Annotated in this window: 26 protein-coding genes; 16 read left to right on the top strand and 10 right to left on the bottom strand. The window is 63.6% G+C overall.

The window, feature by feature from the left end; translation table 11 throughout:
• Nucleotides 1-137: 137 nt before the first annotated feature.
• The 4 genes from AC5RT4_RS08565 (at nucleotide 138) to AC5RT4_RS08550 (ending at nucleotide 5,525) form a co-directional block, all read left to right on the top strand.
• Nucleotides 138-1,808, top strand: a complete 1,671-nt coding sequence (locus AC5RT4_RS08565) for a peptide ABC transporter substrate-binding protein (protein WP_494105457.1) — start codon at nucleotides 138-140, stop codon at nucleotides 1,806-1,808.
• Between the two features lie 129 nt (nucleotides 1,809-1,937).
• On the top strand, nucleotides 1,938-2,867 hold the full coding sequence (locus AC5RT4_RS08560) for an ABC transporter permease (protein ID WP_494041861.1): 930 nt from the start codon (nucleotides 1,938-1,940) through the stop codon (nucleotides 2,865-2,867).
• Complete coding sequence (locus AC5RT4_RS08555; protein WP_494041860.1) at nucleotides 2,857-3,807, top strand: ABC transporter permease; 951 nt, start codon at nucleotides 2,857-2,859, stop codon at nucleotides 3,805-3,807. The genes AC5RT4_RS08560 and AC5RT4_RS08555 overlap by 11 nt, the downstream gene beginning before the upstream one ends.
• Nucleotides 3,804-5,525, top strand: coding sequence for a dipeptide ABC transporter ATP-binding protein (locus tag AC5RT4_RS08550; RefSeq protein WP_494041859.1), 1,722 nt, complete (start codon nucleotides 3,804-3,806; stop codon nucleotides 5,523-5,525). Before AC5RT4_RS08555 ends, AC5RT4_RS08550 begins: the two co-directional genes overlap by 4 nt.
• 9 nt (nucleotides 5,526-5,534) lie before the next feature.
• On the opposite strand, the gene AC5RT4_RS08545 is transcribed toward AC5RT4_RS08550, so the two are convergent.
• Nucleotides 5,535-6,413 carry an SGNH/GDSL hydrolase family protein gene (locus AC5RT4_RS08545; RefSeq protein WP_494041858.1) on the bottom strand — a complete coding sequence of 293 codons (879 nt, stop codon included), beginning with the start codon at nucleotides 6,411-6,413 and terminating at the stop codon, nucleotides 5,535-5,537.
• Between the two features lie 271 nt (nucleotides 6,414-6,684).
• Here AC5RT4_RS08545 and typA point away from each other — a divergent pair, with 271 nt between their 5' ends.
• The gene (typA, locus tag AC5RT4_RS08540) at nucleotides 6,685-8,613 is read left to right on the top strand and encodes a translational GTPase TypA (protein WP_494105456.1); all 1,929 of its coding nucleotides are present in this window, start codon (nucleotides 6,685-6,687) and stop codon (nucleotides 8,611-8,613) included.
• 162 nt (nucleotides 8,614-8,775) lie between these two features.
• Here typA and AC5RT4_RS08535 read toward each other — a convergent pair whose 3' ends face one another.
• Nucleotides 8,776-9,015, bottom strand: coding sequence for a putative acetyltransferase (locus AC5RT4_RS08535; protein ID WP_494041856.1), 240 nt, complete (start codon nucleotides 9,013-9,015; stop codon nucleotides 8,776-8,778).
• Nucleotides 9,016-9,149: 134 nt separating this feature from the next.
• Between AC5RT4_RS08535 and fdxA the strand changes: the two genes are divergently transcribed.
• The 3 genes from fdxA (at nucleotide 9,150) to AC5RT4_RS08520 (ending at nucleotide 12,153) form a co-directional block, all read left to right on the top strand.
• Nucleotides 9,150-9,476 (top strand): ferredoxin, encoded by a 327-nt coding sequence (fdxA, locus tag AC5RT4_RS08530; protein ID WP_009356972.1) that lies wholly within the window; start codon nucleotides 9,150-9,152, stop codon nucleotides 9,474-9,476.
• Nucleotides 9,477-9,490: 14 nt separating this feature from the next.
• Nucleotides 9,491-10,639, top strand: a complete 1,149-nt coding sequence (dapC, locus tag AC5RT4_RS08525) for a succinyldiaminopimelate transaminase (protein WP_494105455.1) — start codon at nucleotides 9,491-9,493, stop codon at nucleotides 10,637-10,639.
• Nucleotides 10,640-10,866: 227 nt separating this feature from the next.
• The gene (locus tag AC5RT4_RS08520) at nucleotides 10,867-12,153 is read left to right on the top strand and encodes a citrate synthase (protein ID WP_494041854.1); all 1,287 of its coding nucleotides are present in this window, start codon (nucleotides 10,867-10,869) and stop codon (nucleotides 12,151-12,153) included.
• Between the two features lie 79 nt (nucleotides 12,154-12,232).
• Here the strand turns inward: AC5RT4_RS08520 and galE are convergent, their stop codons facing one another.
• Entirely contained in the window at nucleotides 12,233-13,246 is a 1,014-nt protein-coding gene (gene galE / locus AC5RT4_RS08515) for a UDP-glucose 4-epimerase GalE (protein WP_494041853.1), read from the bottom strand.
• A gap of 129 nt (nucleotides 13,247-13,375) precedes the next feature.
• On the opposite strand from galE, the gene AC5RT4_RS08510 reads away from it, so the two are divergent.
• Nucleotides 13,376-13,984 carry a TetR/AcrR family transcriptional regulator gene (locus AC5RT4_RS08510; protein WP_494041852.1) on the top strand — a complete coding sequence of 203 codons (609 nt, stop codon included), beginning with the start codon at nucleotides 13,376-13,378 and terminating at the stop codon, nucleotides 13,982-13,984.
• Nucleotides 13,985-14,083: 99 nt separating this feature from the next.
• The gene (locus AC5RT4_RS08505; protein ID WP_494041851.1) at nucleotides 14,084-14,695 is read left to right on the top strand and encodes a hypothetical protein; all 612 of its coding nucleotides are present in this window, start codon (nucleotides 14,084-14,086) and stop codon (nucleotides 14,693-14,695) included.
• 17 nt (nucleotides 14,696-14,712) lie between these two features.
• On the opposite strand, the gene AC5RT4_RS08500 is transcribed toward AC5RT4_RS08505, so the two are convergent.
• Together AC5RT4_RS08500 and dapD are read right to left on the bottom strand one after the other, a co-directional pair.
• Complete coding sequence (locus AC5RT4_RS08500) at nucleotides 14,713-15,570, bottom strand: transglycosylase SLT domain-containing protein (RefSeq protein WP_494041850.1); 858 nt, start codon at nucleotides 15,568-15,570, stop codon at nucleotides 14,713-14,715.
• 5 nt (nucleotides 15,571-15,575) lie between these two features.
• Nucleotides 15,576-16,616: a 2,3,4,5-tetrahydropyridine-2,6-dicarboxylate N-succinyltransferase gene (dapD, locus tag AC5RT4_RS08495; RefSeq protein ID WP_494041849.1), complete on the bottom strand. Its 1,041-nt coding sequence runs from the start codon at nucleotides 16,614-16,616 to the stop codon at nucleotides 15,576-15,578.
• A gap of 50 nt (nucleotides 16,617-16,666) precedes the next feature.
• Between dapD and dapE the strand changes: the two genes are divergently transcribed.
• Nucleotides 16,667-17,803: a succinyl-diaminopimelate desuccinylase gene (dapE, locus tag AC5RT4_RS08490; protein WP_494105454.1), complete on the top strand. Its 1,137-nt coding sequence runs from the start codon at nucleotides 16,667-16,669 to the stop codon at nucleotides 17,801-17,803.
• Nucleotides 17,804-17,867: 64 nt separating this feature from the next.
• Here the strand turns inward: dapE and AC5RT4_RS08485 are convergent, their stop codons facing one another.
• The 4 genes from AC5RT4_RS08485 to AC5RT4_RS08470 form a co-directional block, all read right to left on the bottom strand.
• Entirely contained in the window at nucleotides 17,868-18,707 is an 840-nt protein-coding gene (locus AC5RT4_RS08485; RefSeq protein ID WP_494041847.1) for an amino acid ABC transporter permease, read from the bottom strand.
• Nucleotides 18,704-19,354 carry an amino acid ABC transporter permease gene (locus AC5RT4_RS08480; RefSeq protein ID WP_102974984.1) on the bottom strand — a complete coding sequence of 217 codons (651 nt, stop codon included), beginning with the start codon at nucleotides 19,352-19,354 and terminating at the stop codon, nucleotides 18,704-18,706. Before AC5RT4_RS08480 ends, AC5RT4_RS08485 begins: the two co-directional genes overlap by 4 nt.
• A gap of 84 nt (nucleotides 19,355-19,438) precedes the next feature.
• The gene (locus AC5RT4_RS08475; RefSeq protein ID WP_494041846.1) at nucleotides 19,439-20,326 is read right to left on the bottom strand and encodes a glutamate ABC transporter substrate-binding protein; all 888 of its coding nucleotides are present in this window, start codon (nucleotides 20,324-20,326) and stop codon (nucleotides 19,439-19,441) included.
• A 70-nt stretch (nucleotides 20,327-20,396) separates the two neighbouring features.
• A complete protein-coding gene (locus AC5RT4_RS08470; protein ID WP_494041845.1) occupies nucleotides 20,397-21,152 on the bottom strand; it encodes an amino acid ABC transporter ATP-binding protein in 756 nt (251 codons plus the stop codon).
• 103 nt (nucleotides 21,153-21,255) lie between these two features.
• On the opposite strand from AC5RT4_RS08470, the gene AC5RT4_RS08465 reads away from it, so the two are divergent.
• The 4 genes from AC5RT4_RS08465 to AC5RT4_RS08450 all read left to right on the top strand — a co-directional run bounded on the left by AC5RT4_RS08465 (nucleotide 21,256) and on the right by AC5RT4_RS08450 (nucleotide 24,157).
• Nucleotides 21,256-22,038, top strand: coding sequence for an LOG family protein (locus tag AC5RT4_RS08465; protein WP_494105453.1), 783 nt, complete (start codon nucleotides 21,256-21,258; stop codon nucleotides 22,036-22,038).
• Between the two features lie 31 nt (nucleotides 22,039-22,069).
• Nucleotides 22,070-22,498: a DivIVA domain-containing protein gene (locus AC5RT4_RS08460; protein WP_494105452.1), complete on the top strand. Its 429-nt coding sequence runs from the start codon at nucleotides 22,070-22,072 to the stop codon at nucleotides 22,496-22,498.
• On the top strand, nucleotides 22,495-23,757 hold the full coding sequence (locus AC5RT4_RS08455) for a hypothetical protein (RefSeq protein ID WP_494105451.1): 1,263 nt from the start codon (nucleotides 22,495-22,497) through the stop codon (nucleotides 23,755-23,757). The genes AC5RT4_RS08460 and AC5RT4_RS08455 overlap by 4 nt, the downstream gene beginning before the upstream one ends.
• 232 nt (nucleotides 23,758-23,989) lie before the next feature.
• Nucleotides 23,990-24,157 (top strand): DUF3117 domain-containing protein, encoded by a 168-nt coding sequence (locus AC5RT4_RS08450; RefSeq protein WP_494041841.1) that lies wholly within the window; start codon nucleotides 23,990-23,992, stop codon nucleotides 24,155-24,157.
• A 45-nt stretch (nucleotides 24,158-24,202) separates the two neighbouring features.
• On the opposite strand, the gene AC5RT4_RS08445 is transcribed toward AC5RT4_RS08450, so the two are convergent.
• Nucleotides 24,203-24,835, bottom strand: coding sequence for an O-methyltransferase (locus AC5RT4_RS08445; protein ID WP_494041840.1), 633 nt, complete (start codon nucleotides 24,833-24,835; stop codon nucleotides 24,203-24,205).
• Nucleotides 24,836-25,065: 230 nt separating this feature from the next.
• On the opposite strand from AC5RT4_RS08445, the gene sigE reads away from it, so the two are divergent.
• Nucleotides 25,066-25,680, top strand: a complete 615-nt coding sequence (gene sigE, locus AC5RT4_RS08440; RefSeq protein ID WP_494041839.1) for an RNA polymerase sigma factor SigE — start codon at nucleotides 25,066-25,068, stop codon at nucleotides 25,678-25,680.

The following is a 25,680-nucleotide window of genomic DNA, read 5'->3' as shown; positions in this document are numbered from 1 at the left end:
AACGGAGTACCAGTATCTGGACTTCGTGCGGTTAGGCTACTCGTACATGTAGGACGCGTCACAGTTGATAGCTGGGTCTCGCCTGCGGGGAAGCACAAGATTCCCCAAGTTTTCTCCCACAACTCATAGGAGGCGGAATGCGTTTTGCGCGCACTTCCAAAGCACTGGGCATCGTGGCAATCGCCGCACTCGCCCTCACCGGCTGCGGCGCTGGAGGCGGCAGCAATGACGGTGCCAGCCAGTCTGCCGGCGAACCCAATAAGGTCATCACCGCTTACAGCAACGAGCCACAGAACCCCTTGCTGCCGGCCAACACCAATGAAGTCTACGGCGGCCGCGTGGTCGAACTTCTCTTTGAGGGCCTGACCAGCTACGACCCCAGCGGTCAGTCCGTCAACGCCTTGGCCGAATCCATCGAATCCCCGGATGGCCAGAACTACATCATCAAGGTCAAGAGCGGCACCAAGTTCACCAACGGCGAGGAAGTAACTGCCAAGAGCTTTGTTGACGCCTGGAACTTTGCTGCCCTGAGCACCAATGCCCAGGCCAACAGCAGCTTCTTTGAGTCGATTGAGGGCTACGACGCCGTCAGCGCAACGAAGAAGGACGGCGAGACCGAGGTCCCCGCTCCCACATCCCAGACCCTTTCGGGCCTGGTCCTTAAGGACGACACCACCATTGAGGTCAAGCTCACCCAGCCGGAGGCCGACTGGCCCCTGCGCCTGGGCTACAGCGCCTTCATGCCGCTGCCGTCCCAGGCAATCGCCGACCCCAAGGCCTACGGCGAGAACCCGATCGGCAACGGCCCCTACAAGATGGCCAAGGAAGGCGCCTGGCAGCACGACAGCCAGATTGAACTCGTCAAGAACGAGGACTACGCCGGCCCGCGTGTTGCAAAGAACGGCGGCGTAACCTTCAAGTTCTACACCGATCCGGCTCCTGCCTACACTGACATCCAGGCCAACAACCTGGACGTCACGGACGTCCTTCCGACGAACGCCCTGAAGACCTACACCACGGACTTCCCGGAGAACCACCTGAACAAGCCGTACGCCGGCAACTCCACCCTGAACATCCCGGGCTACCTGCCTGAGTTCCAGGGCGAGGCAGGCAAGCTGCGCCGCCAGGCCATCTCCATGGCTATCAACCGCGAAGAGATCACCAAGGTGATCTTCAGCGGCACCCGCATCCCGGCCAAGGACTTTACCTCCCCGGCAGTGGACGGCTACAACGACAGCGTTGAGGGTTCCGAGGTCCTGAAGTTCGACGCCGCCAAGGCAAAGGAAGCCTGGGAAAAGGCCAACGCCATCAGCCCCTGGCCCGCGGACAAGACCCTGCAGCTCGCCTACAACACCGATGGCGGCAACAAGGAATGGATTGACGCCGTTGCCAACAACCTGAAGAACAACCTGGGCATCCAGGCAGAGGGCCAGCCGTTCGCCAAGTTCGCCGAAGTCCTTGACCTCCGTAAGGCAAAGACGCTGCCGGGCTTCACCCGCGCAGGCTGGCAGGCGGACTACCCATCGCTGTACAACTTCCTCGGCCCGCTTCTGCGCACCGGTGCCAGCGCCAACTACGAGGGCTACTCGAACCCCGAGTTCGACAAGCTCCTCGACGAAGGACTGGGCGCCAAGTCCACGGACGACGCCAACGCGAAGTTCACCGAGGCACAGGAAATCCTGTTCAAGGACCTGCCCAACCTCCCGCTGTGGTACTCCGCACGGCAGGTCGTATGGAGCCAGAACGTCACCAACGTGGACAGTGGCTGGAACGGTGTCATCCAGTACCACAACATCACTGCGAAGTAGTTCTGAGACCGTCCAACTCAAATAGCTAGTGGGGGTCCGGCAACAGCCGGGCCCCCATAGCCTTGATACCGGCAGGAAGCTGTCCCACATGAATTTCCCAACATCTCCAAAATCTTCGGAGGGTGTGCTGTGATCCGGTTCATTCTCCGGCGGTTGCTTCAAGTCATCCCTGTTTTTTTGGGCACCACCCTGCTGGTCTATTTCATGGTGTTTGCCCTTCCCGGAGACCCCATCAGGGCACTCTTCGGGGACCGCCCGCCGAGCGAAGCCGTCATCGCGGCCCTTCGGCGGCAGTACAACCTCGACCAGCCGTTCTGGGTCCAATACGGCCTGTTCCTCAAAAACCTCTTCACGTTCAACCTCGGCGTCGACTTCACCGGCCAGCCCATCGCGGCCACCCTGGGCCGCGTCTTCCCCGTCACCGTCATGCTCGCCATCGAAGCACTCGTCATCCAGGCTGTGTTCGGCATCGGCTTCGGCCTGATCGCGGGCCTGCGCAAGGGCAAGATCTTCGACTCGTCCGTGCTGCTTGCCTCGCTCGTTGTCATCGCCATTCCCATCTTCGTGCTCGGCTTTGTCCTGCAGCTCGTCTTCGGTGTCTACCTTGGCTGGGCGAAACCTACGGTCGGCACGGACGTCAGCTGGGGCACGCTGCTGCTTCCGGCCTTCGCGCTGGCGCTTGTGTCCTTCGCCTACGTGCTTCGCCTGACGCGGGCGTCAGTGATCGAAAATTCGACGGCCGACTACGTCCGCACCGCGACTGCCAAGGGGCTGTCCCGGCCGCGCGTGGTGATGGCGCACATCCTCCGCAACTCGATGATTCCCGTGGTCACCTACCTGGGCGCCAGCCTCGGCGGGCTGATGGGCGGGGCCATTGTTACCGAAGGCATCTTCAACGTTCCCGGCGTGGGGCAGAAGCTCTACCAGGCGATCCTGCGCAGCGAAGGACCCACGGTCGTTGCCATCGTGAGTGTGCTGGTGCTGGTCTTCGTTATCGCCAACCTGCTGGTTGATTTGCTGTACGCCTGGCTTGATCCGAGGATTCGCTATGAAAAGTAACCAAGACACCACCCATTACGTTGCCCCCATCGAGGAGACCCCTCTGCTGGCGACGGATGCGGTCAAGACTGACCAGGCTCCGCTGAGCCTGTGGGCTGACGCCTGGCGGAAGCTCCGCCGTCGTCCCCTGTTCATCGTCTCGGCAGTGATGATCCTGATCATCCTGATCGTGGCATTCTTCCCGGGCTTGTTCACGCAGACGGCGCCCAACGACAACTGCCAGCTGGCAAACTCCGACGGCGCACCCTCGGCCGGCCACCCGTTCGGGTTCACCTTCCAGGGCTGCGACGTCTACGCCCGCGTTATCTACGGCACGCAGGCTTCCGTCATGGTGGGTGTTTTCGCCGTCATCGGCGTGCTCATCATTGGTGTGACCCTCGGCGCGCTTGCCGGCTTCTACGGCGGCTGGGTTGACGCCGTCATTGCCCGCCTCGGGGATATCTTCTTCGCACTCCCGCTGGTGCTTGGTGCATTGGTGGTGACCCAGCTCCCGTTCTTCCGGGAAAACAAGAGTGTGTGGACAGTCATCATGATCATCGTGTTGCTGGCCTGGCCAACTATGGCACGGTTGACCCGCGGCGCGGTGATCGAAGTCCGGAATGCCGACTTCATCACGGCCGCCCGTTCGCTTGGCGTGTCCAGGATCCAAAGCCTGATCCGGCACGTGCTGCCCAACGCCCTTGCTCCCATCATCGTGCTGGCCACGATGGAGCTTGGTGTGTTCATCGTGCTGGAGGCCACGTTGTCCTTCCTCGGCATTGGGCTCCCCGGCAGCATCATGTCCTGGGGCAACGACATTTCTGCGGCGCAGGCGTCCATCCGCACTAACCCCGCCGTGCTGCTCTACCCGGCTGCCGCCCTGTCCATCACCGTCCTGAGCTTTATCATGCTGGGCGATGCCCTGCGCGACGCTCTTGACCCGAAGAGCCGCCAGCGATGAAGGAGGCACACGTGACCACGTCCGATGTCACTATTACTGAAGCCGGAACACCCGCGGACCGTCCCCTGCTGGAAATCCGGGACCTGGCCATCACGTTCGAGACCAGCAACGGTGAAGTTAATGCTGTCCGGAACGCGCACCTGACCATCATGCCGGGTGAGACCGTTGCCATCGTGGGCGAATCGGGGTCGGGAAAGTCAACCACCGCTCTGGCTGCCATCGGCCTCCTGCCCGGCAACGGCAGGGTTTCCGGAGGGCAGATCCTGCTGGACGGCGAAGACATCTCGCACGCACCCGAAAAGCGGATGATCGAACTGCGCGGCAACACCATCGGCATGGTGCCCCAGGACCCCATGTCCAACCTCAACCCGGTATGGAAGATCGGCTACCAGGTCAAGGAAACGCTCCAGGCCAACGGCCGTCCGAGTGGCCCTGAGGACATCGCCAAGGTCCTGTCGCAGGCCGGGTTGCCGGACTCCCACCGTCGCGCCAAGCAGTACCCGCACGAGTTTTCCGGCGGAATGCGGCAGCGGGCCCTGATCGCCATCGGCCTGTCCTGCCAGCCGAGGCTGCTGATCGCCGACGAACCTACGTCGGCCCTGGACGTCACGGTGCAGCGGCAGATCCTTGACCACCTTGAGGGCATGACCTCCGAGCTGGGAACGGCTGTCCTGCTGATCACGCACGATCTTGGCCTCGCAGCTGAACGCGCGGACAAAGTAGTGGTGATGTACCGCGGGCAGGTGGTGGAGTCAGGGCCGTCCCTGGAGCTGCTGCAAAACCCGCAGCACCCTTACACCAAGCGGCTCGTCGAGTCTGCACCTTCCTTGGCCAGCCGAAGGATCCAGGTTGCCAAGGAACAGGGCGTGGAGGCAGCGGATCTTCTGGCCCCGGCTGCAGAGGCCCTCACTGCCGACAACGTGCTGCAGATCCAGGACCTGCGGAAGGTGTACAAACTTCGGCAGGGCCTGGGGAGATCGTCGGACTTTGCGGCGGTCGACGGCGTGAGCTTCGATGTGCTTCGCGGAACCACGACGGCGATCGTGGGGGAGTCGGGCTCCGGCAAGTCCACTGTGGCCAAGATGGTGCTCCAGCTTGAGAAGCCCACCGACGGCAGGATCCTTTTCGACGGCGTCGACACTTCGGGCCTGAAGCCCTCGGAACTCTTCAAGTTCCGGCGCCGGGTGCAGCCCATCTTCCAGGATCCGTACGGCTCCCTTGACCCGATGTACAACATCTTCCGGACCATTGAGGAACCATTGCGGGTCCACAAGATCGGGAACAGGGCCAGCCGGGAAAAGAAGATCCGCGAACTGCTGGACCAGGTGGCGCTGCCCCAATCCACCATGCAGCGGTACCCGAACGAGCTCTCGGGCGGGCAGCGGCAGCGTGTCGCCATCGCCCGTGCCCTGGCCCTGGATCCTGAAGTCATCATCTGCGATGAAGCAGTATCCGCACTGGACGTCCTGGTTCAGGCCCAGGTGCTGAACCTGCTGGCCGACCTTCAGTCCAACCTGGGGTTGACCTACCTCTTCATCACGCACGACCTTGCGGTGGTGCGGCAGATCGCGGACCACGTATGTGTGATGGAAAAGGGCCGCCTGGTAGAGACCGGATCCACTGACAACGTCTTCGAAGCGCCGCAGCAGGAGTACACGAAGGCACTGCTGAACGCCATCCCCGGCGCGAAGCTGATGCTTCCGCCCGAAGTGGCGTAGCAGCCTTATCTATCCACCGGCTGGAGCCGGAGCCTGCCGGCTCCGGCTCCAGCTGCTTTCGGCCTTCCCGCCTGCCGGGTTCCGCTCCAGGCCAAGTTCGCGCAGGCTGCGTTCCAGGAGCAGTCCGAGTGCCCGCCGGCCGTTGGCGTTCATGTGCACGGCGTCGGCGAGGTCCTTGGCCAGGCCGTATCGGGTGAGCCAGTCACCCACGGATATAAAGGGCAGGTTGTGCGCTGCGGCCACCGAGCCCAGCAGGGCATCCACTTCGGTGCGGCGACCGCCCCCGTTCTTTTCACCCCTTGCCAGGGTGCCAATTATTGCTATCCGGGTACCCGGATAGCGGTTTTGCAGCTCTGCGATCAAACGCCCGGCGTTGCCCGCGATTCGCTTGTCAGACGCCCCGCTGGCAGCATCGTTTCCCCCGCCCTGGATGACAATCAGCGCGGGAGTACCCGCAGGGAGCAACCAGTCACTCTCCAGGAGGGCATCGATGTAGTTGCCTGTCCTGCCGTTGCCAGAAGCGAACCCGGTGCCGCCCCGCCCGCCGAAATACACCTTGTACCCCGCAGCTTCAAGACCCTGCCGGGGCCAGCCGTCCAGTGGTTCCGACTGGGAGTCCCCGATCAGGAGGGCCATCTTGCTGGCATCGGAGACAACTGCCTCAAGCCGCCCGTTCGCCGGGTTGAGCACGGGTGCCCCGGCAGCCATGCCGCCGTGGCTCGCGATGGCCGCTTCCGGCTGCCCCGCGGCGGTAACAGCCTGCAAGGAAGGACCGGCGGGGGAGGGGGCCGGTACTCCGCAACCGGATAGGGCGATCACGCTGCACATTGCGAAAACGGCGGCGGCTCCGGATGGGGCGAAGCGGGACCGGGCCAAGGCTTTTCGCATCTGGTGTCTTTCGGGCGTGCATCGGGTGTCAGAGCCATCATGTGACATGGCGACAGGAATGGCCAGTGATTTTCCTCACTGATTCTGGCCCAGGTGCGGGCGTTGGGCTGCGGCCTGGCGCGGCCCGCCCGGAAAAATTTAGGCCAATAAACGGCACTGCGGCTAGAATTGGGGAAGGCGCCCTGTGCAAAGGGCCTGATCCGTCGTGCGTTCCAGTTGGAAATGTCGCGATACAACAGCTGACTTTCACCACTGAATCGAGCCATTACGCATGTCTGAAACCACCACCAACACTGCGGTAGCCACTGCATCACGCAGTGACCTCCGCAACGTCGCGATTGTGGCCCACGTTGACCACGGCAAGACCACCCTGGTCGACGCCATGCTCAAGCAGACCAACTCCTTTGCCGAGCACAACCACCTCGAAGACCGCGTGATGGACTCCGGTGACCTCGAGCGCGAAAAGGGCATCACCATCCTGGCCAAGAACACCACGGTGGCCTACAACGGTCCGTCCTCCAACGGCGAGACCATCACTATCAACGTCATCGACACCCCCGGCCACGCCGACTTCGGCGGCGAGGTTGAGCGCGGCCTGTCCATGGTTGACGGCGTCGTCCTCCTCGTTGACGCTTCCGAAGGTCCGCTGCCGCAGACCCGCTTTGTGCTCCGCAAGGCCCTGGCCGCACACCTTCCCGTCATCCTGCTGGTCAACAAGACCGACCGCCCCGATGCCCGCATCGAGGAAGTTGTCCACGAGTCCATGGACCTTCTCCTCGGCCTGGCCTCTGACTTGGCCGACGAAGTTCCGGACCTGGACCTGGACAAGATCCTCGAAGTTCCCGTGGTTTACGCTGCCGCCAAGGTTGGCCGCGCCTCCCTGGAGCAGCCCACCGACGGCACCGCCCCCGAGAACGAGGACCTCGAGCCGCTGTTCAAGACCATCATTGAGCACATCCCGGCACCCACCTACAACCCGGAAGGTGTCCTGCAGGCGCATGTCACCAACCTGGACGCTTCCCCGTTCCTGGGCCGCCTGGCACTGCTGCGCATCTACAACGGCACCCTGCGCAAGGGCCAGACCGTTGCCTGGGCACGCGCAAACGGTGAGCTGAAAAACGTCAAGATCACCGAACTGCTGGCCACCAAGGCACTGGACCGCGTCCCGGCCGAATCCGCCGGCCCCGGTGAGATTGTCGCCGTCGCCGGCATCGAGGAAATCACCATCGGTGAGACCTTGACGGATGCGGAAAACCCGCAGCCGCTGCCGCTGATCACCGTGGACGATCCCGCGATCTCCATGACCATCGGTATCAACACCTCGCCGCTGGCCGGCAAGGTCAAGGGCGCCAAAGTCACCGCCCGCCAGGTGAAGGACCGCCTGGACAAGGAACTGATCGGTAACGTCTCCATCAAGGTTCTCCCCACCGAGCGTCCCGACGCCTGGGAAGTTCAGGGCCGTGGCGAGCTGGCCCTGGCCATCCTCGTTGAGCAGATGCGCCGCGAAGGCTTCGAGCTGACCGTGGGCAAGCCGCAGGTGGTTACCAAGACCATCGACGGCAAGATCCATGAGCCCATGGAGCACATGACCATCGACGTGCCGGAAGAGTACCTCGGCGCCGTCACGCAGCTCATGGCAGCCCGCAAGGGCCGCATGACCAACATGGCCAACCACGGTACCGGCTGGTGCCGCATGGAGTTCATCGTTCCGGCCCGCGGCCTGATCGGTTTCCGGACCAAGTTCCTCACGGACACCCGTGGCGCCGGCATCGCCGCCTCAATTTCTGAAGGCTACGAGCCCTGGGCCGGCCCGATCGAGTACCGCACCAATGGTTCGATGATCGCTGACCGCGCCGGCGTTGTGACGCCGTTCGCCATGATCAACCTGCAGGAACGCGGCTCCTTCTTCGTGAAGCCCACGTCTGAGGTCTACGAGGGCATGATCGTGGGCGAGAACTCCCGCGCCGACGACATGGACGTCAACATCACCAAGGAAAAGAAGCTCACCAACATGCGTGCAGCTTCTTCGGACACTTTCGAGAACCTCACCCCGCCGCGCGATCTCACGCTGGAAGAGTCACTCGAATTCGCCCGCGAGGACGAGTGCGTCGAGGTGACCCCGGAAGCCATCCGCATCCGCAAGGTCATCCTGGCCACCAACGAGCGTGCCAAGGCCAACCGCGCCCGCGCGAAGGTCTAATAAGCACCACCGCCAAAAGCTGCCGGTTCAACGGAGGGGCATCCCGCCGTCGAACCGGCAGCTTTTGCCGTTAACGGGCTCTAAGCCTTTGCAACGTACAGCTCTGCGCAATGACACCCGGGTTCGGTGCTCAGCGGCAGCACCTGCGTCACGAGGGTTGTCTCAGCCGCGTGGCCGGCGCCGCTCCGGCGCCGGGGGGACTTCCTTGGCTGCCACAACCAGGTCCAGGGGAATGACGACGTCGGCCTGCCGGGTGCGGACGGTGCAGGCACCGGCGGCGCACGAGATTAGATGGCCGAGGGCATCCGTGAGGCCGCCCTCGATGCGGTAGCGCACCACCACCCGCGTGCCGGCCTCGGCGGCGGAGAGAAACCGGGCGGGCGAAGGTGGGGCGTGACTCACCAGTTCATACTAGGCGGCCCGGCTAGGTTCGCGGGAATGGGCCGGGAGATAATAGGCTCAGATGTCAGGGTCCGGCCAGCTGCCGGATGCAAGTGCCGGCGGGATGCCGGAACCAACGTGGAGAGGCCAGGGACGTGACGTACGTAATCGCGCAGCCGTGTGTAGATGTCAAGGACAAGGCTTGTATTGAAGAGTGCCCGGTCGACTGCATCTATGAGGGTGAGCGTTCGCTGTACATCCATCCGGACGAATGCGTGGACTGCGGCGCCTGCGAGCCGGTCTGCCCGGTTGAGGCGATCTACTACGAGGACGACACCCCGGATGAGTGGGCTGACTACTACAAGGCCAATGTGGAGTTCTTCGATGACCTGGGATCGCCGGGCGGTGCCGCCAAGATCGGCAACACCGGCAAGGACCACCCCATGATTGCCGCGCTGCCCCCGCAGAACCAAGACCACTGACGCCGGCAGGAACGGTGACCGCAGCAGTGAATACGTTCGGCCTTGACCTGCCCGACTACCCGTGGGAGGCGATGGCGCCGTATCTTGCCAAGGCCTCGGAGCATCCCGGCGGAGCGGTCAACCTGTCCATCGGAACGCCGGTGGACCCTACTCCCGCCCTGATCCAGGATGCCCTAAAGGCCGCCGCGGATGCCCCTGGATACCCCACGGTCCACGGCACCCCGGCCCTTAGGGAGGCCATCGCCGGATGGTTTGAACGGCGCCGCGGCGTGGCGGGGCTTGACCCGCGCAACATCATGCCCACAGTGGGGTCCAAAGAACTGGTGGCGTGGCTGCCGCTGCTTCTGGGGCTGAAGCCGGGCGACGTCGTCGTACGTCCCAAGGTTGCCTACCCGACGTACGACATGGGCGCCACCCTCGCCGGCGCCACTTCCGTGGCAACTGACAACCTGGATGAGCTCGACGACGCCACCCGCTCGCGTGTCCGGCTGATCTGGGTCAATTCCCCCGGAAACCCCACCGGCAGTGTCAGGGGTGTTGAATCCCTGAGGGCGCTCGTGGTGCAGGCCCGCGAGCTCGGTGCCGTGGTGGCGTCGGACGAATGCTATGCGGAACTTGGCTGGGGAAGCTGGGACGTGCAGCGCGGCGGGCAGCCGGTCCCCAGCATCCTGGACCCAAGGGTGGCGGGAGGCTCGCACCAGGGCCTGCTCGCCGTTTACTCGCTGAGCAAGCAGTCCAACCTTGCCGGCTACCGTGCGGCCTTCGTTGCCGGTGATCCCGACCTGATGCCCAACCTCGTGAACAGCCGAAAGCACGCCGGAATGATCGTTCCATACCCGGTACAGGAAGCCATGCGGGTGGCGCTGGGGGACGACGCCCACGTGGAGGCGCAGAAGGACCTGTACCGGGGACGCCGCGGGCGGCTGGTCCCGGCGCTGCTGGATTTTGGGCTGGAAATCAAGGAGTCCGACGCCGGGCTTTACCTATGGTCCACGGCCGGAGAGAGTACCTGGGACACTGTGGCGCGGCTGGCGGAACGCGGCATCGTGGTTGGCCCCGGAGTCTTCTACGGGGAGGCGGGCAACGGCTACGTCCGGGTTGCCCTGACCGGAACGGACGAACGGATTGACGCTGCAGTGGCCCGGCTGGCCGACGCCCCGTAACAAACCTGTGACTCGCGCCACATAGGCGGCGTTTTCGGGCTTTTTTGATCGTCGCGGATTAGTGGCACCCGCCAAGGAGCGGTAGCTTTTAACTGACTATCAATGGTGGCTTTCTACAAGAAGGCAGCCCGGGTGTTGGAACCTGTGTTCTCAGGCTTCGTGCGCGGCTCACCTGATGTTGGATCAAGCTTTCGACAGAGGCCCAGAAGCCTCATGAAGGGGACTCCATGACTGAGACCAACAATGCTGCGACCCTGCACCACGCAGGAGGCGAGCTTAAGCTGCCGCGTATCCAGGTTGTTGAAGGGAACGAAGGCTACGACGTTTCCAAACTGCTGAAGCAGACGGGCGCAGTCACCTTTGACCCCGGCTTCATGAACACAGCAGCCACAACCTCGGCTATCACCTACATTGATGGCGATGCGGGCATCCTGCGCTACCGCGGATACCCCATCGAGCAGCTGGCCCAGCACTCCAGCTTCCTTGAGGTGTCCTACCTGCTGATTTACGGCAACCTGCCCTCGCCCACGGAACTGGACGAATTCGACCAGAAGATCCGCCGGCACACGCTGCTGCACGAGGAGCTCAAGGGCTTCTTCGGCGGCTTCCCGCGCGACGCGCACCCCATGCCGGTCCTGTCCTCGGCCGTATCCGCGCTGTCCACGTTCTACCAGGACTCGCTGGACCCGTTCAACGCTGAGCAGGTGGAGGTTTCCACCATCCGCCTGATGGCCAAGCTCCCGGTGATCGCTGCCTACGCGCACAAGAAGTCCATCGGCCAGCCCATGCTGTACCCGGACAACTCCCACAACCTCGTGGAGAACTTCCTGCGGCTCAGCTTCGGGCTTCCGGCCGAGCAGTACGAGGTGGACCCGGTGGTTGCGAAGGCCCTGGACCTCCTGCTCATCCTGCACGCGGACCACGAGCAGAACTGCTCCACCTCCACGGTGCGCCTGGTGGGCTCGTCCAACGCGAACCTCTTTGCGTCCGTCTCGGCCGGCATCAACGCCTTGTTCGGGCCTGCCCACGGCGGCGCCAACGAGGCAGTGCTGAAGATGCTCCGCCAGATCCAGGCCGACGGCACCAAGCCCGAGGACTACATGGAGAAGGTCAAGAACAAGGAAGACGGCGTCCGCCTCATGGGCTTTGGGCACCGCGTCTACAAGAACTATGATCCCCGCGCCAAGATCGTCAAGGCCACAGCCCACGAGATCCTCACCAAGCTCGGCGGCAACGACGAACTGCTGGACATCGCACTGCGCCTGGAAGAGAAGGCGCTGAACGATGACTACTTCATCCAGCGCAAGCTCTACCCGAACGTCGACTTCTACACCGGCCTGATCTACAAGGCCATGGGCTTCCCGGAGAAGATGTTCACCGTGCTCTTCGCCATCGGCCGCCTGCCCGGCTGGATCGCCCAGTGGCGTGAAATGATCACCGACCCGAACACCAAGATCGGCCGCCCCCGGCAGCTCTACATCGGTGAGCCCGAGCGGGACTACCCTGCCCGCTGACGGAACGCCCTGAAGTACGACGACGGCCGCCTACCTCGCAGAGGTGGGCGGCCGTTCGCATCACTTGGGCCTGCCGTTATCAGGCCGAGTAGCCCTGCGGGTTGTTTTTCTGCCAGCGCCAGTGGTCCTCACACATCTCGTCCACGGTCTTGGTGGTGGACCAACTGAGGTCCGCCAGGGCGGAAGTGGCATCGGCCCAGAAGGCCGGCAGGTCGCCGGCGCGGCGGCCCGTGATCTCGTAGGGGATGGGCTTGCCCACAGCCTTCTCAAAGGAGCGCAAAACCTCCAGGACCGAAGAGCCCTTGCCCGAACCAAGGTTCCAGCGGAAGACACCGGCGCGGTCGGCAACATGGTTGAGGGCGGCCACGTGGCCTTCGGCAAGATCGACAACGTGGATGTAGTCGCGCAGGCAGGTACCGTCCGGGGTGTCATAGTCGCCACCGAACACCATCAGTTTTTCGCGCCGGCCCACTGCCACCTGGGCGATGAAGGGTACCAGGTTGTTCGGGATGCCCTGCGGGTCCTCGCCAATCCGGCCGGAAGGATGGGCCCCCACAGGGTTGAAGTAGCGCAGCAGGGCGATGTGCCAGCGGCTGTCTGCCGATCCCAGGTCCGAAAGGATGTCCTCAATCTGTTCCTTCGTGCGACCGTAAGGGTTGTTGGCTCCAATCTCCATTTTTTCCACATAGGGGATGGGGTTGTGCTCGCCGTAGACGGTGGCTGAGGAGCTGAATACAATGGAGCGGACGTTGTGCCGGTCCATCACCCGGATGAGGTTAAGGGTCCCCACCAAATTGTTGTAGTAGTACTTGAGCGGCTCACGAACGGACTCGCCCACGGCTTTCAGTCCGGCGAAGTGGATGACCGCGTCAATCGTGCTGGCCGCAAAAACCTGCTCTACGGCGGCTTCGTCCACCAAATCAACATCGTGGAACTGGGCGGTCTTGCCGGTCAGTTCCGCTACCCGCCGAAGCGACTCTTCGCTGGAATTGACCAGGTTGTCGATGACCACCACGTCATGGCCGGCTTCCTGCAGGGACAAAACAGTGTGGGAACCGATATAGCCGGTGCCCCCTGTGACCAGAATTTTCATGCCTCCAACGCTATCCCACACGGGCACTTTTCTTCCCGTTATGTCCTGGTCGTGCCCGGCAGACAAGCCGCCGAGCGCGCAGGCGGCGGGTTGGGCGGTTGAAGGAGCACGCATGTGCTAAAAAGTGGAGTGCCTAAAATCGTCAACGCCGAAGAACGGCGCCAGGATGTGGTGGGGGCGGTCTGCCGCATTATCGCCGTCGACGGGCTCGAAGGGGCATCGCTGCGCGAAGTGGCGGACGAGGCCGGGCTCGCCGTGGGGTCCGTCCGCCATTATTTTGCCGGCAGCGAGGAACTCCTCATCTATGCGTTCGCCAGGGTCATCGACACCATCGTGGCCAGGTTGAACCAGGCGATGCCCGCCCTGCAGAAGTACCCGCCGGCAAGCGCGGAACACCGCAGTGCGGTTTTAACACTCCTGGGCGAACTTCTGCCGCTGGATGAACAACGGGCCGTGGAAACCTGTGCGTGGATGGCCTTCCGCAACGCCGCAAGGATCAGGCCGTTCCTGTCAGCAGAGGCGGACCGCAGCCACCGGGAAGTTGCGGCGCTGATGGGACGCGCCATCACCACGCTGCTGCCGGCATATGAGCCGGAGGAATCGCTGGTGGTGGAGGCGGAAAGGCTCCTGGCGACAGTGGACGGGTTGTGCATGCATGCCCTGCTCCAACCTGGCTGGATGACCCCCGAAATCTGCTTCGATGTCCTGGAGCGGCACCTGGACGGGCTGGTGCCATGAGGGCCGTTAACGTCGGCAACGCGGGGGAATAGACTGATAACCGGGGGCGTGGAACCGGATCAACAGGCCCGGTAACAGCACGCCAGGGAAGGATTTCGGATGCACCAAACAGGCGGTTCCGGGTGGCAAATCACCACCGACACGTCCGGGCCCATGATGATTGCCCTGTATGTCCGCGATGCAGCCGGGCTGGACGGCGCCGGCCACCCGGCCCTCTCCCACGCTGCTCCCAAAATCCGCCAGGCGGACCACAGCCACCTCACCGCGGACGTTGGCGGTTTGAGTGTGCTCAAGACTGAGTGGGAGGCATGGTGGGCGCAGCTCCTCAAGGCCCATCCGCAAACGTCACCGGAGCTGTCACCGCCGGACTTCGAGGCCTTTGGCAATTCTCCGGCCCTGCAGCGCGTACTCAAGGCGCACTTCGGGTCCGCCCTCACCTGGGCGCGGGAGCGCAGGAGCGAATACGCGGAGCTGGAAGCGGAGCGCGCTGCCATGGGCGCGGACCAACTGCTGGAGGACATGGTGGATGACAGGCTGTTGGAGGTAGGGCGGGACGCCCGCGACTTTAAGCTCACCATCATCGAGCTGCCGTTGAATGAGCAGCGCGCGTGGTACCTGGAGCCGGACAAAATCATCATGAGCCACCAGCTGATGAGCCAGCCGGAACTGTTCCGGAGCTACGTCCAGCCCGTGGTGGAAATCCTGGCATAGCCCGGCCGCCAGCGGAATCAGTTTCTGGCGCCTGCCGGTGAAACCGTAATCCTTACCTGCCCGTCAGCAGCGGAGGACTCCTGCCAGCCGTTCCGGTCTTCACGGTCCCAGCTGCGTCCGGCCACCTCCACCTGTGTGACTTCATAGCCCTTGGCGTTGGCAACCGCCCAATGCGCCACCGACCATGCCTGGCTGCCGCTGGCTTCCACTACCAATGTCCCGCCCTCCACTGCAGTGCCCAGTGGACCGTAGGCCTGCGCCAGTTCCGTTGACACGGCACCGGGGTCCCCGGCAGCAGCGGGGGAACGGAGCGTGCATTGCACGGATTCGGGTGTCTGGCCCGACAGGCCGGAGGCAAAAAACCGTCCCATCTGTTCATGCTGGGCATAGGCGGTGGGGAAGGCGGACCGCTGGACCCGCTGCGCTGCTTCGGTGATCTCCATCGACTCATAGCCCGGAATCCGTACCAGAGCATCGTAGAAGGCGTTTGTGGCGTAGTACGGGTCCATCACCTGGGCCTCTGTTCCCCAGCCCTGCGAGGGGCGCTGCTGGAACAGCCCGCGCGAATCCGGGCCCGCCTGGTCACCGTGGGCGATGTTCCGGAGCTTGGACTCCTGCATTGCCGTGGCCAGTGCTATGCTCGCCGCCCGGGGCGGAAGCCCGCGCTGAACGGCGACGGCGGTGATCAGGGAAGCGTTCACCGCCTGGTCAGGTGCCAGCTCTGCCGTTCCGCCACCTACGACGGCGGTGCAGCGTTCCGAAACGAGGGTCTCGGAACGCTGCACAAAAAACACTGCCGCATAAGCGCCGCCTGCCACCAGTGTGAGGGCCAGCAGCAGCACCAGGAAGCGGCGCAGGCCGCGGCTTCGTGCCATAGGTATCAGTTGGCGTGCAGGGCGTCGTTCAATTCCACGGTCTGGCCTGCGCGGGGGAGGACCTCCACCGCGCCGTTGGTGGAGTTGCGGCGGAACAGCAGGTTCGGGACGCCGGAGAGTTCTGCCGCCTTTACGATCTTGGTGGTGTCTTCTCCCACCTCGTCCTTGGGACCGGGTACCCGCACCCGCGTTCCTGCCGTGACATAGAGTCCGGCTTCCACCACCGAATCATCCCCGATGCTGATGCCGACGCCGGAGTTCGCACCCAGGAGGACCCGCTCGCCGATGGTGATCTTCTCTTTGCCGCCGCCGGACAGCGTGCCCATGATGGACGCTCCGCCTCCGACGTCGCTGCCGTCGCCGGTCACCACGCCGGCGGAAATCCGGCCTTCAACCATGGAGGTGCCCAGCGTCCCGGCGTTGAAGTTGACGAAGCCTTCGTGCATCACGGTGGTGCCTTCGGCCAGGTGGGCACCCAGGCGCACACGGTCGGCGTCGGCAATCCTGACGCCCGTGGGAACAACGTAGTCCACCATGCGGGGGAACTTGTCGATGCCGTACACGGTGACTGCCCCGCGGCGGCGCAGGCGGGCGCGCGTCAGTTCGAAGTCCTCCACGGGGGCGGGCCCGAAGTTGGTCCATACGACGTTCGGGAGCTTGCCGAAGATGCCGTCCAGGTTGATGGTGTTCGGCCGGACCAGGCGGTGCGAGAGCAGGTGCAGCCGGAGGTAGGCGTCGGCGGTATCGGCCGGGGCTTCATCGAGGTTGATCTGAACAAAGACCACTTTCTGTTCGGTACCGCGGTCCTCGTCGGTGCCGGCTTCGGCGATGCGGGCGAGGGCGTCGTCTGCGTTCTCCACGGCGCGCAGGTTTTCCGCGGCAACACCAAGGGCCGGGGCCGGGAACCAGACATCCAGGACAGTGGCATCACCTGTTTCCTTGCCCCTGGCAGAGGCAACGGTGGCCACGCCAAAGCCGTAGGCGGAGCGTTCTTCGGTGGAGGCGTTCTGGGTCTCGGGCACAGCGGAGGAAGCAGTCTCAGTCATGGTCCCAGTCTATCGACGGCTACGGACCTCCTCCGAACTAGACTGGCTTCGTGACTGCCGAAACCGCCCCGGGACCCTCCACTCTTCCACTCGACCTGCGCCAGGACGTTGCGCTCCTCACGGCCGCCATCATGGACATCAACAGCGTCTCCGGAAATGAGGCCGCCCTGGCTGACGCCATCGAGGGGGCCCTGTTGGCCATTCCGGAACTGCACGTTGTCCGGGACGGCGACTCGCTCATTGCCCGCACGGAGCTGGGAAACCCTGAACGGGTCATCCTGGCAGGCCATCTCGACACGGTTCCGCTGCCGTTGACCGAAGGGTCCAGGGGTACGGTCCCGTCCAGTTGGGACTCCGGCGTCCCAGGGGAAGGAATCTTGTATGGCCGCGGCGCAACGGACATGAAGGGCGGCGTTGCCGTTCAGCTGGCCCTGGCCGCCACCATGTTCGACGGCGGCGCGCTGCCAAAGCGGGATGTCACGTTTGTTTTCTACGACCACGAGGAAGTTGAAGCCGTCAAGAGCGGCCTGGGCCGGCTGGTCCGCAACCACGGCCACCTGCTTGACGGTGACTTCGCCATCCTGCTGGAACCCACTGATGGCACGGTGGAGGGCGGGTGCAACGGTACCAGCCGGTTCGAGGCAACAACGGTGGGGGAGGCCGCCCACTCCGCCCGCGCGTGGATGGGCAGCAACGCCATCCATGCCGCAGCACCGATCCTGGCCAGACTGGCGGCCTATGAACCGGCCACCGTCAATGTGGACGGACTGGAATACCGCGAGAGCCTGAACGCGGTGAAAATCAACGGCGGCACTGCCGGCAATGTCATTCCGGACCGTTGCGTGGTGGAAATCAACTACCGCTTTGCCCCCGACAAGACCCCGGACCAGGCCGAGGCAGCGGTGCGGAAACTCCTGGCCGGCTTTGAGGTCGCCCGGACTGATGCAGCCGCCGGTGCGCGCCCCGGCCTCCAGCATCCTGCAGCCGCTTCCTTCGTTGCCGCAGTGGGAGCCGAGCCCAAGCCCAAATACGGCTGGACCGACGTCGCGCGTTTCAGCGAGCTGGGAATCCCGGCGGTGAACTTCGGGCCGGGTGATCCCTTGCTGGCGCATAAGGACAACGAACACGTCCACGCCGATGCCGTCCGGAAATGCCTGCAGGCTTTGCAGGACTGGCTCGCGGCCTGAAGTTAAGACGGCGATGGCCCGGACCAAACGGTCCGGGCCATCGCTGCTTGCGAAGTGGGAGCTGTCAGGGAACGGGGGCTTCGGCCTTTTCCGGCTCCGCCTTGGCCACGCCGCCGGCCGCCTTCTTGGAACCGCGGCGTTCGATCCACACTGCGATGCGTGAGACGCAGATATTGATGGCGATGTAGATCGCCGCGGCCACGAAGAAGATGGGGAACAGGAACTGCGTGCCCAGGAAGTCGGCCATTACCTGGACGGCGCGCAGGAGTTCGCCGTACGCCACGATGTAGCCCAGCGAGGTGTCCTTCAGGAGCACCACCATTTGGGCCACCAGCGAGGGCATCATCCGCCGGATTGCCTGGGGAAGTTCGATCAGCAGGCGGGACTTGAAGCTGGTCAGGCCGATGGCCAGGCCGGCTTCACGCTGCCCCTTCGGCAGGGACTGGATACCGGCGCGGATAATTTCGGCGAACACTGCCGAGTTGTAGAGCACCAGGCCGGTGACAACGGCGATGAACGGCGAGGTGCCAAAGCCCAAAAGGACAAACAGCATCATCAGGACCACGGGCATGCCGCGCAGGAATTCCAGCACCACCCGGACCGGAATCCGGATGAAGGCAGCATCGGAAATGCGCAGCAGGCACAGCAGCAGTCCCAGCGGGAAGGCGATGACTGCCGCCAGTGCGGCCGCGCTCAGCGTTGCACCCAGGCCGTTGCCCAGGAGCGTCCAGACATCGGCGCGGGTGAAGATCTGCCAGCGGCGGCCTTCGAAAATGCCCTGTTCGGCGAAGGTCATGATGATCCAGGCCAGCAAACCCAAAATCAGCAGGGATCCCACGACCGAACCGATCAGGGAGATCCGGCGGGCCTTGGGGCCGGGAACGTCGTAGAGGACAGAGCTCATCGGGCAATCGCCACCTTTCGTTCCACCGTGCTGGCCAGGATGCCCAGCGGAACGGTGAGGAGCAGATAGAAGAACGCAACACCCAGCAGGACGGGGATCACGGCGTCACCGTTGGCGTTGGCCAGCTGCCGGCCGTAGCCGAACAGTTCCAGGACGAAGAAGGCGCCTGCCACAGAGGAGTTCTTCACCAGGGCGATCAGGATGTTGATCAGCGGCGGGACCACCGTCCGCAGGGCCTGCGGCAGGATGATGAGGTTCAGGACCTGCCCGAAGTTCATGCCGATACTGCGCGCGGCTTCGGCCTGGCCCACCGGAACACTGTTGACACCTGAGCGGACAGCTTCGGCGATGAACGCTGCGGTGTAGGTACTGAGTGCAATGATCGCTGCAATCTCGAACTGCTCGAACTTCACGCCGAGCCGGGGAAGGACGATCGCAGCGAAGAAGAAGGCGATGGTCAGCGGTGTGTTGCGGAGGACTTCCACGTAGACGGTGCTGAAGCCGCGGAGCGCAGCCACCGGGGAAACCCTGGCTGCTGCGAGCAGGGTTCCGAGCACCAGTGCGATGACCCCGGAAACTGCGGAAAGGAAGAGTGTGCGGAGAAAACCGTTCCAGTACAGGGGGAGGTTTTCAAGGATGACGTCCATTGGATCCTTTGGCTGTGGGCGTGGACGGGAGTGGAAACAGTGGTTGCCGGAGCCGCTGGGCAGCCCCGGCAACCACTGAGTTACCTAGTAACGGTCAAGCTCGGGCAGCTCAGGAGCGGTCTTGATGACTGAACCTGCCGTGGCTTCCCAGGCTTCCTTGTAAGACCCGTCCTCCTGGAACGATTCCAGCTGGTCGTTGATCCAGTTGCGGAACTCGGTGTCGTCCTTCTTCAGGCCGATGCCATAGGGCTCCTTGGTGAAGGTTTCGTCGGAAGCGAGCTTGAAGGCGTCCGGTTCCTTGTCCACGAAGCCGGCGAGGATCACGTTGTCGGTGGTGACGGCTTCAACCTGCTTGTTGCGCAGCGGCTCGAGGCAGGCCGAGTAGGTGGCAGCCGGGACGAGCTCTGCACCGTACTTGTCCACGATGGTTGCGGCCGGCGTCGAACCCGTCACCGAGCAGACCTTCTTGCCCTTGACGTCCTCGGGGGTCTTGATGGTGTCGTTGTCCTTGTTCACCATCAGGGCCTGGCCGGCTTCGTAGTACGGGCCGGCGAAGCTGACAACCTGCTTGCGCTTGTCGTTGATGGTGTACGTGGCGATGACCAGGTCGACCTTGCCCTGCTCGATGAACGGCTCGCGGTTGGCCGAAACAGTTTCCGACCATTCGATCTTGTCAGCGGCGATGCCCAGCTTGGCGGCGATCAGCTTGCCGATTTCGACGTCGAAGCCCACAGGCTTGCCATCAAGGCCCACCTGGCCAAAGAGCGGCTGGTCGTACTTGGTGCCGATCTTGATGGTGCCGGCCGAAGCGAGCTTCTCCATGGTGGTGCCGGCTGCGAAGCTGGGCTTTTCCGCCACTGTGGGGTCGCTGGTGGTGCCGGCGCCGCCTCCGCCGCAGGCGCTCAGGGACAGGGCGAGGGCAGCGGTAGCCGCCACGAAGAATGACTTCCGCCGGGTCATAAATGCCTTCATGACATTCCTTTCATTGATGGCCGTGGGTCACGGCCTGAGTGCGAACTGAGAGTGTTTGTTCGTTTGGTCTTCAGTGGGTGAGCAGCTTGGAGAGGAAATCCTTGGCGCGCTCGCTCTTGGGATTGGTGAAAAACTCCTCGGGGGTGGCGTCCTCGACGATCTGGCCGTCCGCCATAAAGACCACGCGGTCCGCGGCTTTGCGCGCGAACCCCATTTCGTGGGTTACCACGATCATGGTCATGCCTTCCTTGGCCAGCTGGATCATGACGTCCAGGACCTCGTTGATCATCTCGGGATCCAGCGCCGACGTGGGCTCATCAAACAGCATGACCTTGGGCTTCATGGCCAGGGCCCGGGCGATGGCAACGCGCTGCTGCTGGCCGCCGGACAGCTGGGCGGGAAGCTTCGGTGCCTGGTGGCCGACGCCCACGCGTTCAAGCAGCGCCATGGCGTCCTTGTCCGCGGTTGCCTTCGCAACGCCTTTGACCTTGACGGGGCCGAGGGTGACGTTTTCGAGGATGGTCTTGTGCGCGAAGAGATTAAAGGACTGGAAGACCATTCCGACGTCGGCACGGAGCTGCGCGAGTTCCTTGCCTTCTTCCGGAAGGACCTTTCCGTCGATGCTGATAGTGCCGCCTTCAATGGTTTCCAGACGGTTGATGGCGCGGCACAAGGTGGACTTACCGGAGCCGGACGGCCCGATGACCACAACAACCTCGCCCTTGCGGACCTGCAGATTGATGTCCTTCAAAACGTGCAGCTGGCCGTAATGCTTATTTACGGCGTTCAGGGAGACGAGGGCATCGCCGGGCACATGAGTAGTCATAGGAAGAATCTAGCGAAGAACACAAGCTTATGACGCGAATCACCCCAGGTTCCTGCGGATCGTGATTCAAGAGATACCTGCAACGGGAGGTTAGCCTAGGGGAATGAGCATCAATGCAGATCCGGCCAAGAACTCCCAGCCGCGCCGTAAAGGCCCCCTTGAACTGCGCCGCAAACAGGCCGCCGTGGAGATGTCCGACCAGCATCTGCTTGATACCAAGGGCCCGGGGCAATTCGTCCATACCGATCCGTGGCGTGTCCTGCGGATACAGAGCGAATTCGTCGAGGGTTTCGGAGCGCTGGCGGACATCGGCAAGGCGGTCAGCGTTTTCGGTTCCGCCCGGACCAAACCTGGAAGCCCGTACTACGAGATGGGTGTCGAGGTGGGACGCAAGTTGGCTGAGGCCGGAGTCGCCGTCATCACCGGAGGCGGTCCAGGGTCCATGGAGGCGGCCAACCGCGGCACCGTGGAGGGCAACGGGGTGTCCGTGGGACTCGGCATCGAGTTGCCGTTTGAGCAGGGCCTGAACCAATGGGTGGACCTGGGCATCAACTTCCGGTACTTCTTTGCCCGCAAAACGATGTTCGTCAAGTACGCCCAGGGATTCATCGTCCTGCCGGGCGGCCTTGGAACGCTCGACGAACTCTTCGAGGCCATGGTCCTGGTGCAGACGCGGAAGGTGACGTCCTTCCCGATCGTGCTGCTAGGCGTCGAGTTCTGGGGCCCGATGATCGACTGGATCAGGGGAACCCTGGTGGCTGAGGGCATGGTCTCCGAGAAGGACCTGGACCTGATCCAGGTGGTGGATGACCCCGCGGAAGCGGTGGACCGTGTGCTCCAAGCGGGCATCACCCCCTCGCTGAACGGCGAACAGCGCCCGGAGTAGCGAAGGCGGCAGGGTCTGGCACGATGGGGTAGTGACTTTTTTCCTGGTCTTCCTCGCCGTGGCCCTGATCGGCGCCGTCCTGTGGGCCGGCACAGGGAGCCGTTCCGGGACGCCCGGCGGCCGCCCCCTGCCTGCCCTGCTTGACGGCGGTTTCGAGCAGCCCCCCGCCAACCTCCCGCCGGTCCTCTTGCCGGCCAATGCTGCGCCCCAGGACGTTGACCGTGTGCGGTTCTCGCTGGGCCTGCGGGGCTACCGGATGGACCAGGTGGACCAGGTACTGGATGAGCTGAGGGACCAGCTTGCGGCAAGCCGGCACGAAGTGGAAAGCCTGAAGGCCCGGCTGCAGGCATTGGAAGAAGCGGGACCCTCCGCCGGCACCGGAGCGCACGCAAAGCCTGTCACCGTCGAAGCCGCTGGGCAGGCCGGCGCAGGATCCGGGGCCGGAGAAGATCGCGCGTGAGCACCGCTACCCGTCGGGGAACAGGAATTCCAACGTCCGTCCAGGCGCTCGCCGTCCGATCCGGTGAAACGCTCCGGAGCTTGCCCTGGTGGCTCCAGGTTTCGGCCATCTATGTCATGGCGCGGTTCATCAGCGCCGGAATCTTTATGGCTGCAGCCCTGCACCAGGGACCCAACCCCTGGTTCCCTGCCAAGCCCGGTTACTGGAATTTCATTAACATCTGGGACGCAGGCTGGTACGCCCGAATAATTACCAGCGGCTACCCGGTGACACTTCCTACCGACGGGACCGGCAGGGTCCAGGAAAATGCCTGGGCGTTCTACCCCTTGTATCCCTCCCTGGCCGGGGGGCTCAGCAGGCTTACCGGCCTGGCACCTGCCGCTTCGCTGACCATCATCGCGATGGTGTCCGGCCTGGCGGCTGCCCTGGTGGTCTACGTCCTTTTCCGGCAGAAGGCAGCACACGGTCCGTCGTTGTGGGGGGTGGCCTTCTTTGCCGTATTCCCTGTGTCCGCCATCCTTCAGGTTCCCTACGCTGAGCCGTTGTCCATGTTGCTGCTGTCGTCTGCATTGCTGCTCGTGGTCCGGCGACGGTACCTGTGGGCCATCCCCATAGTGGTGCTGCTGTGCCTTTCCCGTCCGGTGGGTGTACCGTTCGCTGCGATGCTCGGCTTCCTCCTGCTGTACCGCACCGGGCAGCGCTTCGGACGCGGCGAAACAACCGCTGCAATGCCGCAGCCGCACTCGCTGCGCGAACTGGCGACCCTCACCGCGCTCACTGCCGTGGCAGGAGTGTCCGCCCTGGCATGGCCCGCCGCAGCATGGGCGGCCACCGGAGATATCCGGGCCTACACCAAAACCGAAACAGCGTGGCGGGGGCACGACCTGGTCCCGTTCAAGCCATGGTTCGACACCGGCGTCGACCTCTTCGGTCCGGTGCTCGGATTGCTTGCTCCCTTTGTCTTCGTGGCACTCTTCGCCGCGGTGCTGTACGTGCCCCCGGTGGTCCAACTCGGCGTCGAACTCCGCCTGTGGTGCGCCTGCTACATGGGCTACCTGATGACGTTCCTGCACCCGCAAACAAGTACTTTTCGCATGCTGCTGCCGCTATTCCCGCTGGCACTGGGCGCCGCCCTCGTGTCCCGCTCCAGGGCCTACCGGGGAACCGTCGTGGTGATGTTCCTGCTGCTGCAGATAGTGTGGATCGTGTGGCTGTGGGCATGGGCGCCACTGCCCGGCGGCGGTGATTATCCGCCATAGCAATTCCTGCTTCGTTGCAGGTCAGGACGGAAATTAGACCGGTCCGTAAATATCCATCAATTAGCTACGGACGGGTAATTCCGCGATAATGGTAAGTAAGCAAGGACAAAAAGCATTCAGAGTACGTGCAGCCGTGGCGGTGTCCAATCGCTCCGCCATGGCAGCTTGATCTACATGCGGACACAGCCCACCCGGGCTGATCAGTCCTGGGACTAATGGAGGGGAATTCCTCATGGCGGCTATGAAACCACGCACCGGCGACGGCCCAATGGAAGTCACCAAGGAGGGCCGCAGCCTGATCATGCGCGTCCCGCTCGAAGGCGGCGGGCGCCTGGTGGTCGAACTGAACCCTGCCGAAGCGGCCAACCTCAAGGAATGCCTGGTCGGCGTCACGGAATAATTGTGCAGGACAGGACCTGCAAGCCTTTGGCTTGCGGGTCCTGTCCTATTTTTTGACTGCTACCAGCAGGCCGTCGCCAGTGGGAAGCATGGCCGACGCCAGCCTGTCGTCGTCGCGAATGCTCTTTCCCACCTGGCGCAGGACCACAGTGTTGGCCTCGCGGCCGGCCGGGTTGGCCACCTTATCCTTGTCCAGCGCGTCGTTGATGATCAGCAGTCCGGCAGGCTTGAGGAGGCGGATGGCCTGCTCCACGTAACCGGGAAGTCCCGGCTTGTCAGCGTCGATGAACACCAGGTCGTAGGCCCTGTCTGTCAGGCGCGGAAGGACGTCGCCGGCGCGGCCCGAAATGGTGCGGGTCCGGTTGGCCGGGCTGCCGGCTTCCGAGAAGGCCTCCCGCGCGGCTTTGAGATGTTCAACGTCAACGTCGATGGTGGTGAGGACGGCTTGCGGACCAAGGCCGCGGAGCAGGCAGACGCCGGACACGCCGGCGCCCGTTCCAATCTCGACGGCGGTATGCGCCTTGGACGAGGCCGCCAGCACGGTCAGGACGGCACCGACGCCCGGACCGACGGGCGTGACGCCCAGTTCGAAAGACCGCTCCCGCGCCCGCAGCATGACCTCATCCTCAGCGGGCAGATCTTCTGCGTAGGACCAGCTGGTGGACTTGTCGGCGCTCATGGATGTTCGCTTTCTGGGCGGCAGGGGGAGTGGTCCTCTACAGCCTACTGGGTCGTGGGACAACAGCCGGGAAGCGGGGCTGTTGCGCCCACGGCATAAGTTGTCCTGCAGTCAGGAAATTCCCAGCCAGATTTGAAATGATTACTATCCGCTCATCCATAGGGTGGTCGGCGCCGAATCAACTATGTCAACAGTATCCGGGCGTTAGCATTCCACGAGGGGAGTGGACGATGTCATCACCAGTTGTGGCACCTGTCCCTGCAGCAAACAATCCCGAGGGCGAGTGGGTCCGCCCCACTTGGGAAGAAGTGGTCACCAACCACTCCGCCAAGGTCTACCGGCTGGCTTACCGCCTGACCGGTAACAAGTACGACGCCGAGGACCTCACCCAGGAAGTGTTTGTCCGCGTCTTCCGTTCGCTGGAGAATTTTAAGCCCGGAACACTGGATGGCTGGCTGCACCGCATCACCACCAACCTCTTCCTGGACCAGGCTCGGCGGAAAACACGTATCCGGTTCGATGCCCTTGCAGAGGACGCCGAATCCAGGATTCCCGGGCGGGAACCGGGGCCGGAGCAGAGCTTCGAGCTGAACAACCTGGACCTCGATGTCCAGGCCGCGCTTGAGGAACTTCCGCCGGACTTCCGGGCCGCTGTTGTTCTGTGCGACCTTGAAGGTTTGTCCTACGACGAGGTTGCCGAAGCCCTCGGGGTGAAGCTCGGCACCGTGCGCTCCCGCATCCACCGCGGGCGCACCATGCTCCGCGAGAAGCTGGCCCACCGCGACCCGCGTCCGCACCAGTCCAGGCCGAAACTGTCGCTGCCGCGCATTGCCGGCATCCTCTGA

Source organism: Arthrobacter sp. sptzw42, from assembly GCF_059089685.1.
The sequence above is the reverse complement of the archived record's forward strand: the minus strand, read 5'-3'. Positions and strand labels throughout refer to the sequence as shown.

What these genes read in the sequence shown, in the direction of transcription:
- AC5RT4_RS08565 (WP_494105457.1), top strand. Translation starts at nt 138, where the DNA reads ATGCGTTTTGCGCGCACTTCCAAAGCACTGGGCATCGTGGCAATCGCC.
- AC5RT4_RS08555 (WP_494041860.1), top strand. Translation starts at nt 2,857, where the DNA reads ATGAAAAGTAACCAAGACACCACCCATTACGTTGCCCCCATCGAGGAG.
- AC5RT4_RS08550 (WP_494041859.1), top strand. Translation starts at nt 3,804, where the DNA reads ATGAAGGAGGCACACGTGACCACGTCCGATGTCACTATTACTGAAGCC.
- AC5RT4_RS08545 (WP_494041858.1), bottom strand. Translation starts at nt 6,413, where the DNA reads ATGCGAAAAGCCTTGGCCCGGTCCCGCTTCGCCCCATCCGGAGCCGCC.
- typA (WP_494105456.1), top strand. Translation starts at nt 6,685, where the DNA reads ATGTCTGAAACCACCACCAACACTGCGGTAGCCACTGCATCACGCAGT.
- AC5RT4_RS08520 (WP_494041854.1), top strand. Translation starts at nt 10,867, where the DNA reads ATGACTGAGACCAACAATGCTGCGACCCTGCACCACGCAGGAGGCGAG.
- galE (WP_494041853.1), bottom strand. Translation starts at nt 13,246, where the DNA reads ATGAAAATTCTGGTCACAGGGGGCACCGGCTATATCGGTTCCCACACT.
- AC5RT4_RS08505 (WP_494041851.1), top strand. Translation starts at nt 14,084, where the DNA reads ATGCACCAAACAGGCGGTTCCGGGTGGCAAATCACCACCGACACGTCC.
- AC5RT4_RS08500 (WP_494041850.1), bottom strand. Translation starts at nt 15,570, where the DNA reads ATGGCACGAAGCCGCGGCCTGCGCCGCTTCCTGGTGCTGCTGCTGGCC.
- dapD (WP_494041849.1), bottom strand. Translation starts at nt 16,616, where the DNA reads ATGACTGAGACTGCTTCCTCCGCTGTGCCCGAGACCCAGAACGCCTCC.
- AC5RT4_RS08485 (WP_494041847.1), bottom strand. Translation starts at nt 18,707, where the DNA reads ATGAGCTCTGTCCTCTACGACGTTCCCGGCCCCAAGGCCCGCCGGATC.
- AC5RT4_RS08480 (WP_102974984.1), bottom strand. Translation starts at nt 19,354, where the DNA reads ATGGACGTCATCCTTGAAAACCTCCCCCTGTACTGGAACGGTTTTCTC.
- AC5RT4_RS08475 (WP_494041846.1), bottom strand. Translation starts at nt 20,326, where the DNA reads ATGAAGGCATTTATGACCCGGCGGAAGTCATTCTTCGTGGCGGCTACC.
- AC5RT4_RS08470 (WP_494041845.1), bottom strand. Translation starts at nt 21,152, where the DNA reads ATGACTACTCATGTGCCCGGCGATGCCCTCGTCTCCCTGAACGCCGTA.
- AC5RT4_RS08465 (WP_494105453.1), top strand. Translation starts at nt 21,256, where the DNA reads ATGAGCATCAATGCAGATCCGGCCAAGAACTCCCAGCCGCGCCGTAAA.
- AC5RT4_RS08450 (WP_494041841.1), top strand. Translation starts at nt 23,990, where the DNA reads ATGGCGGCTATGAAACCACGCACCGGCGACGGCCCAATGGAAGTCACC.
- AC5RT4_RS08445 (WP_494041840.1), bottom strand. Translation starts at nt 24,835, where the DNA reads ATGAGCGCCGACAAGTCCACCAGCTGGTCCTACGCAGAAGATCTGCCC.
- sigE (WP_494041839.1), top strand. Translation starts at nt 25,066, where the DNA reads ATGTCATCACCAGTTGTGGCACCTGTCCCTGCAGCAAACAATCCCGAG.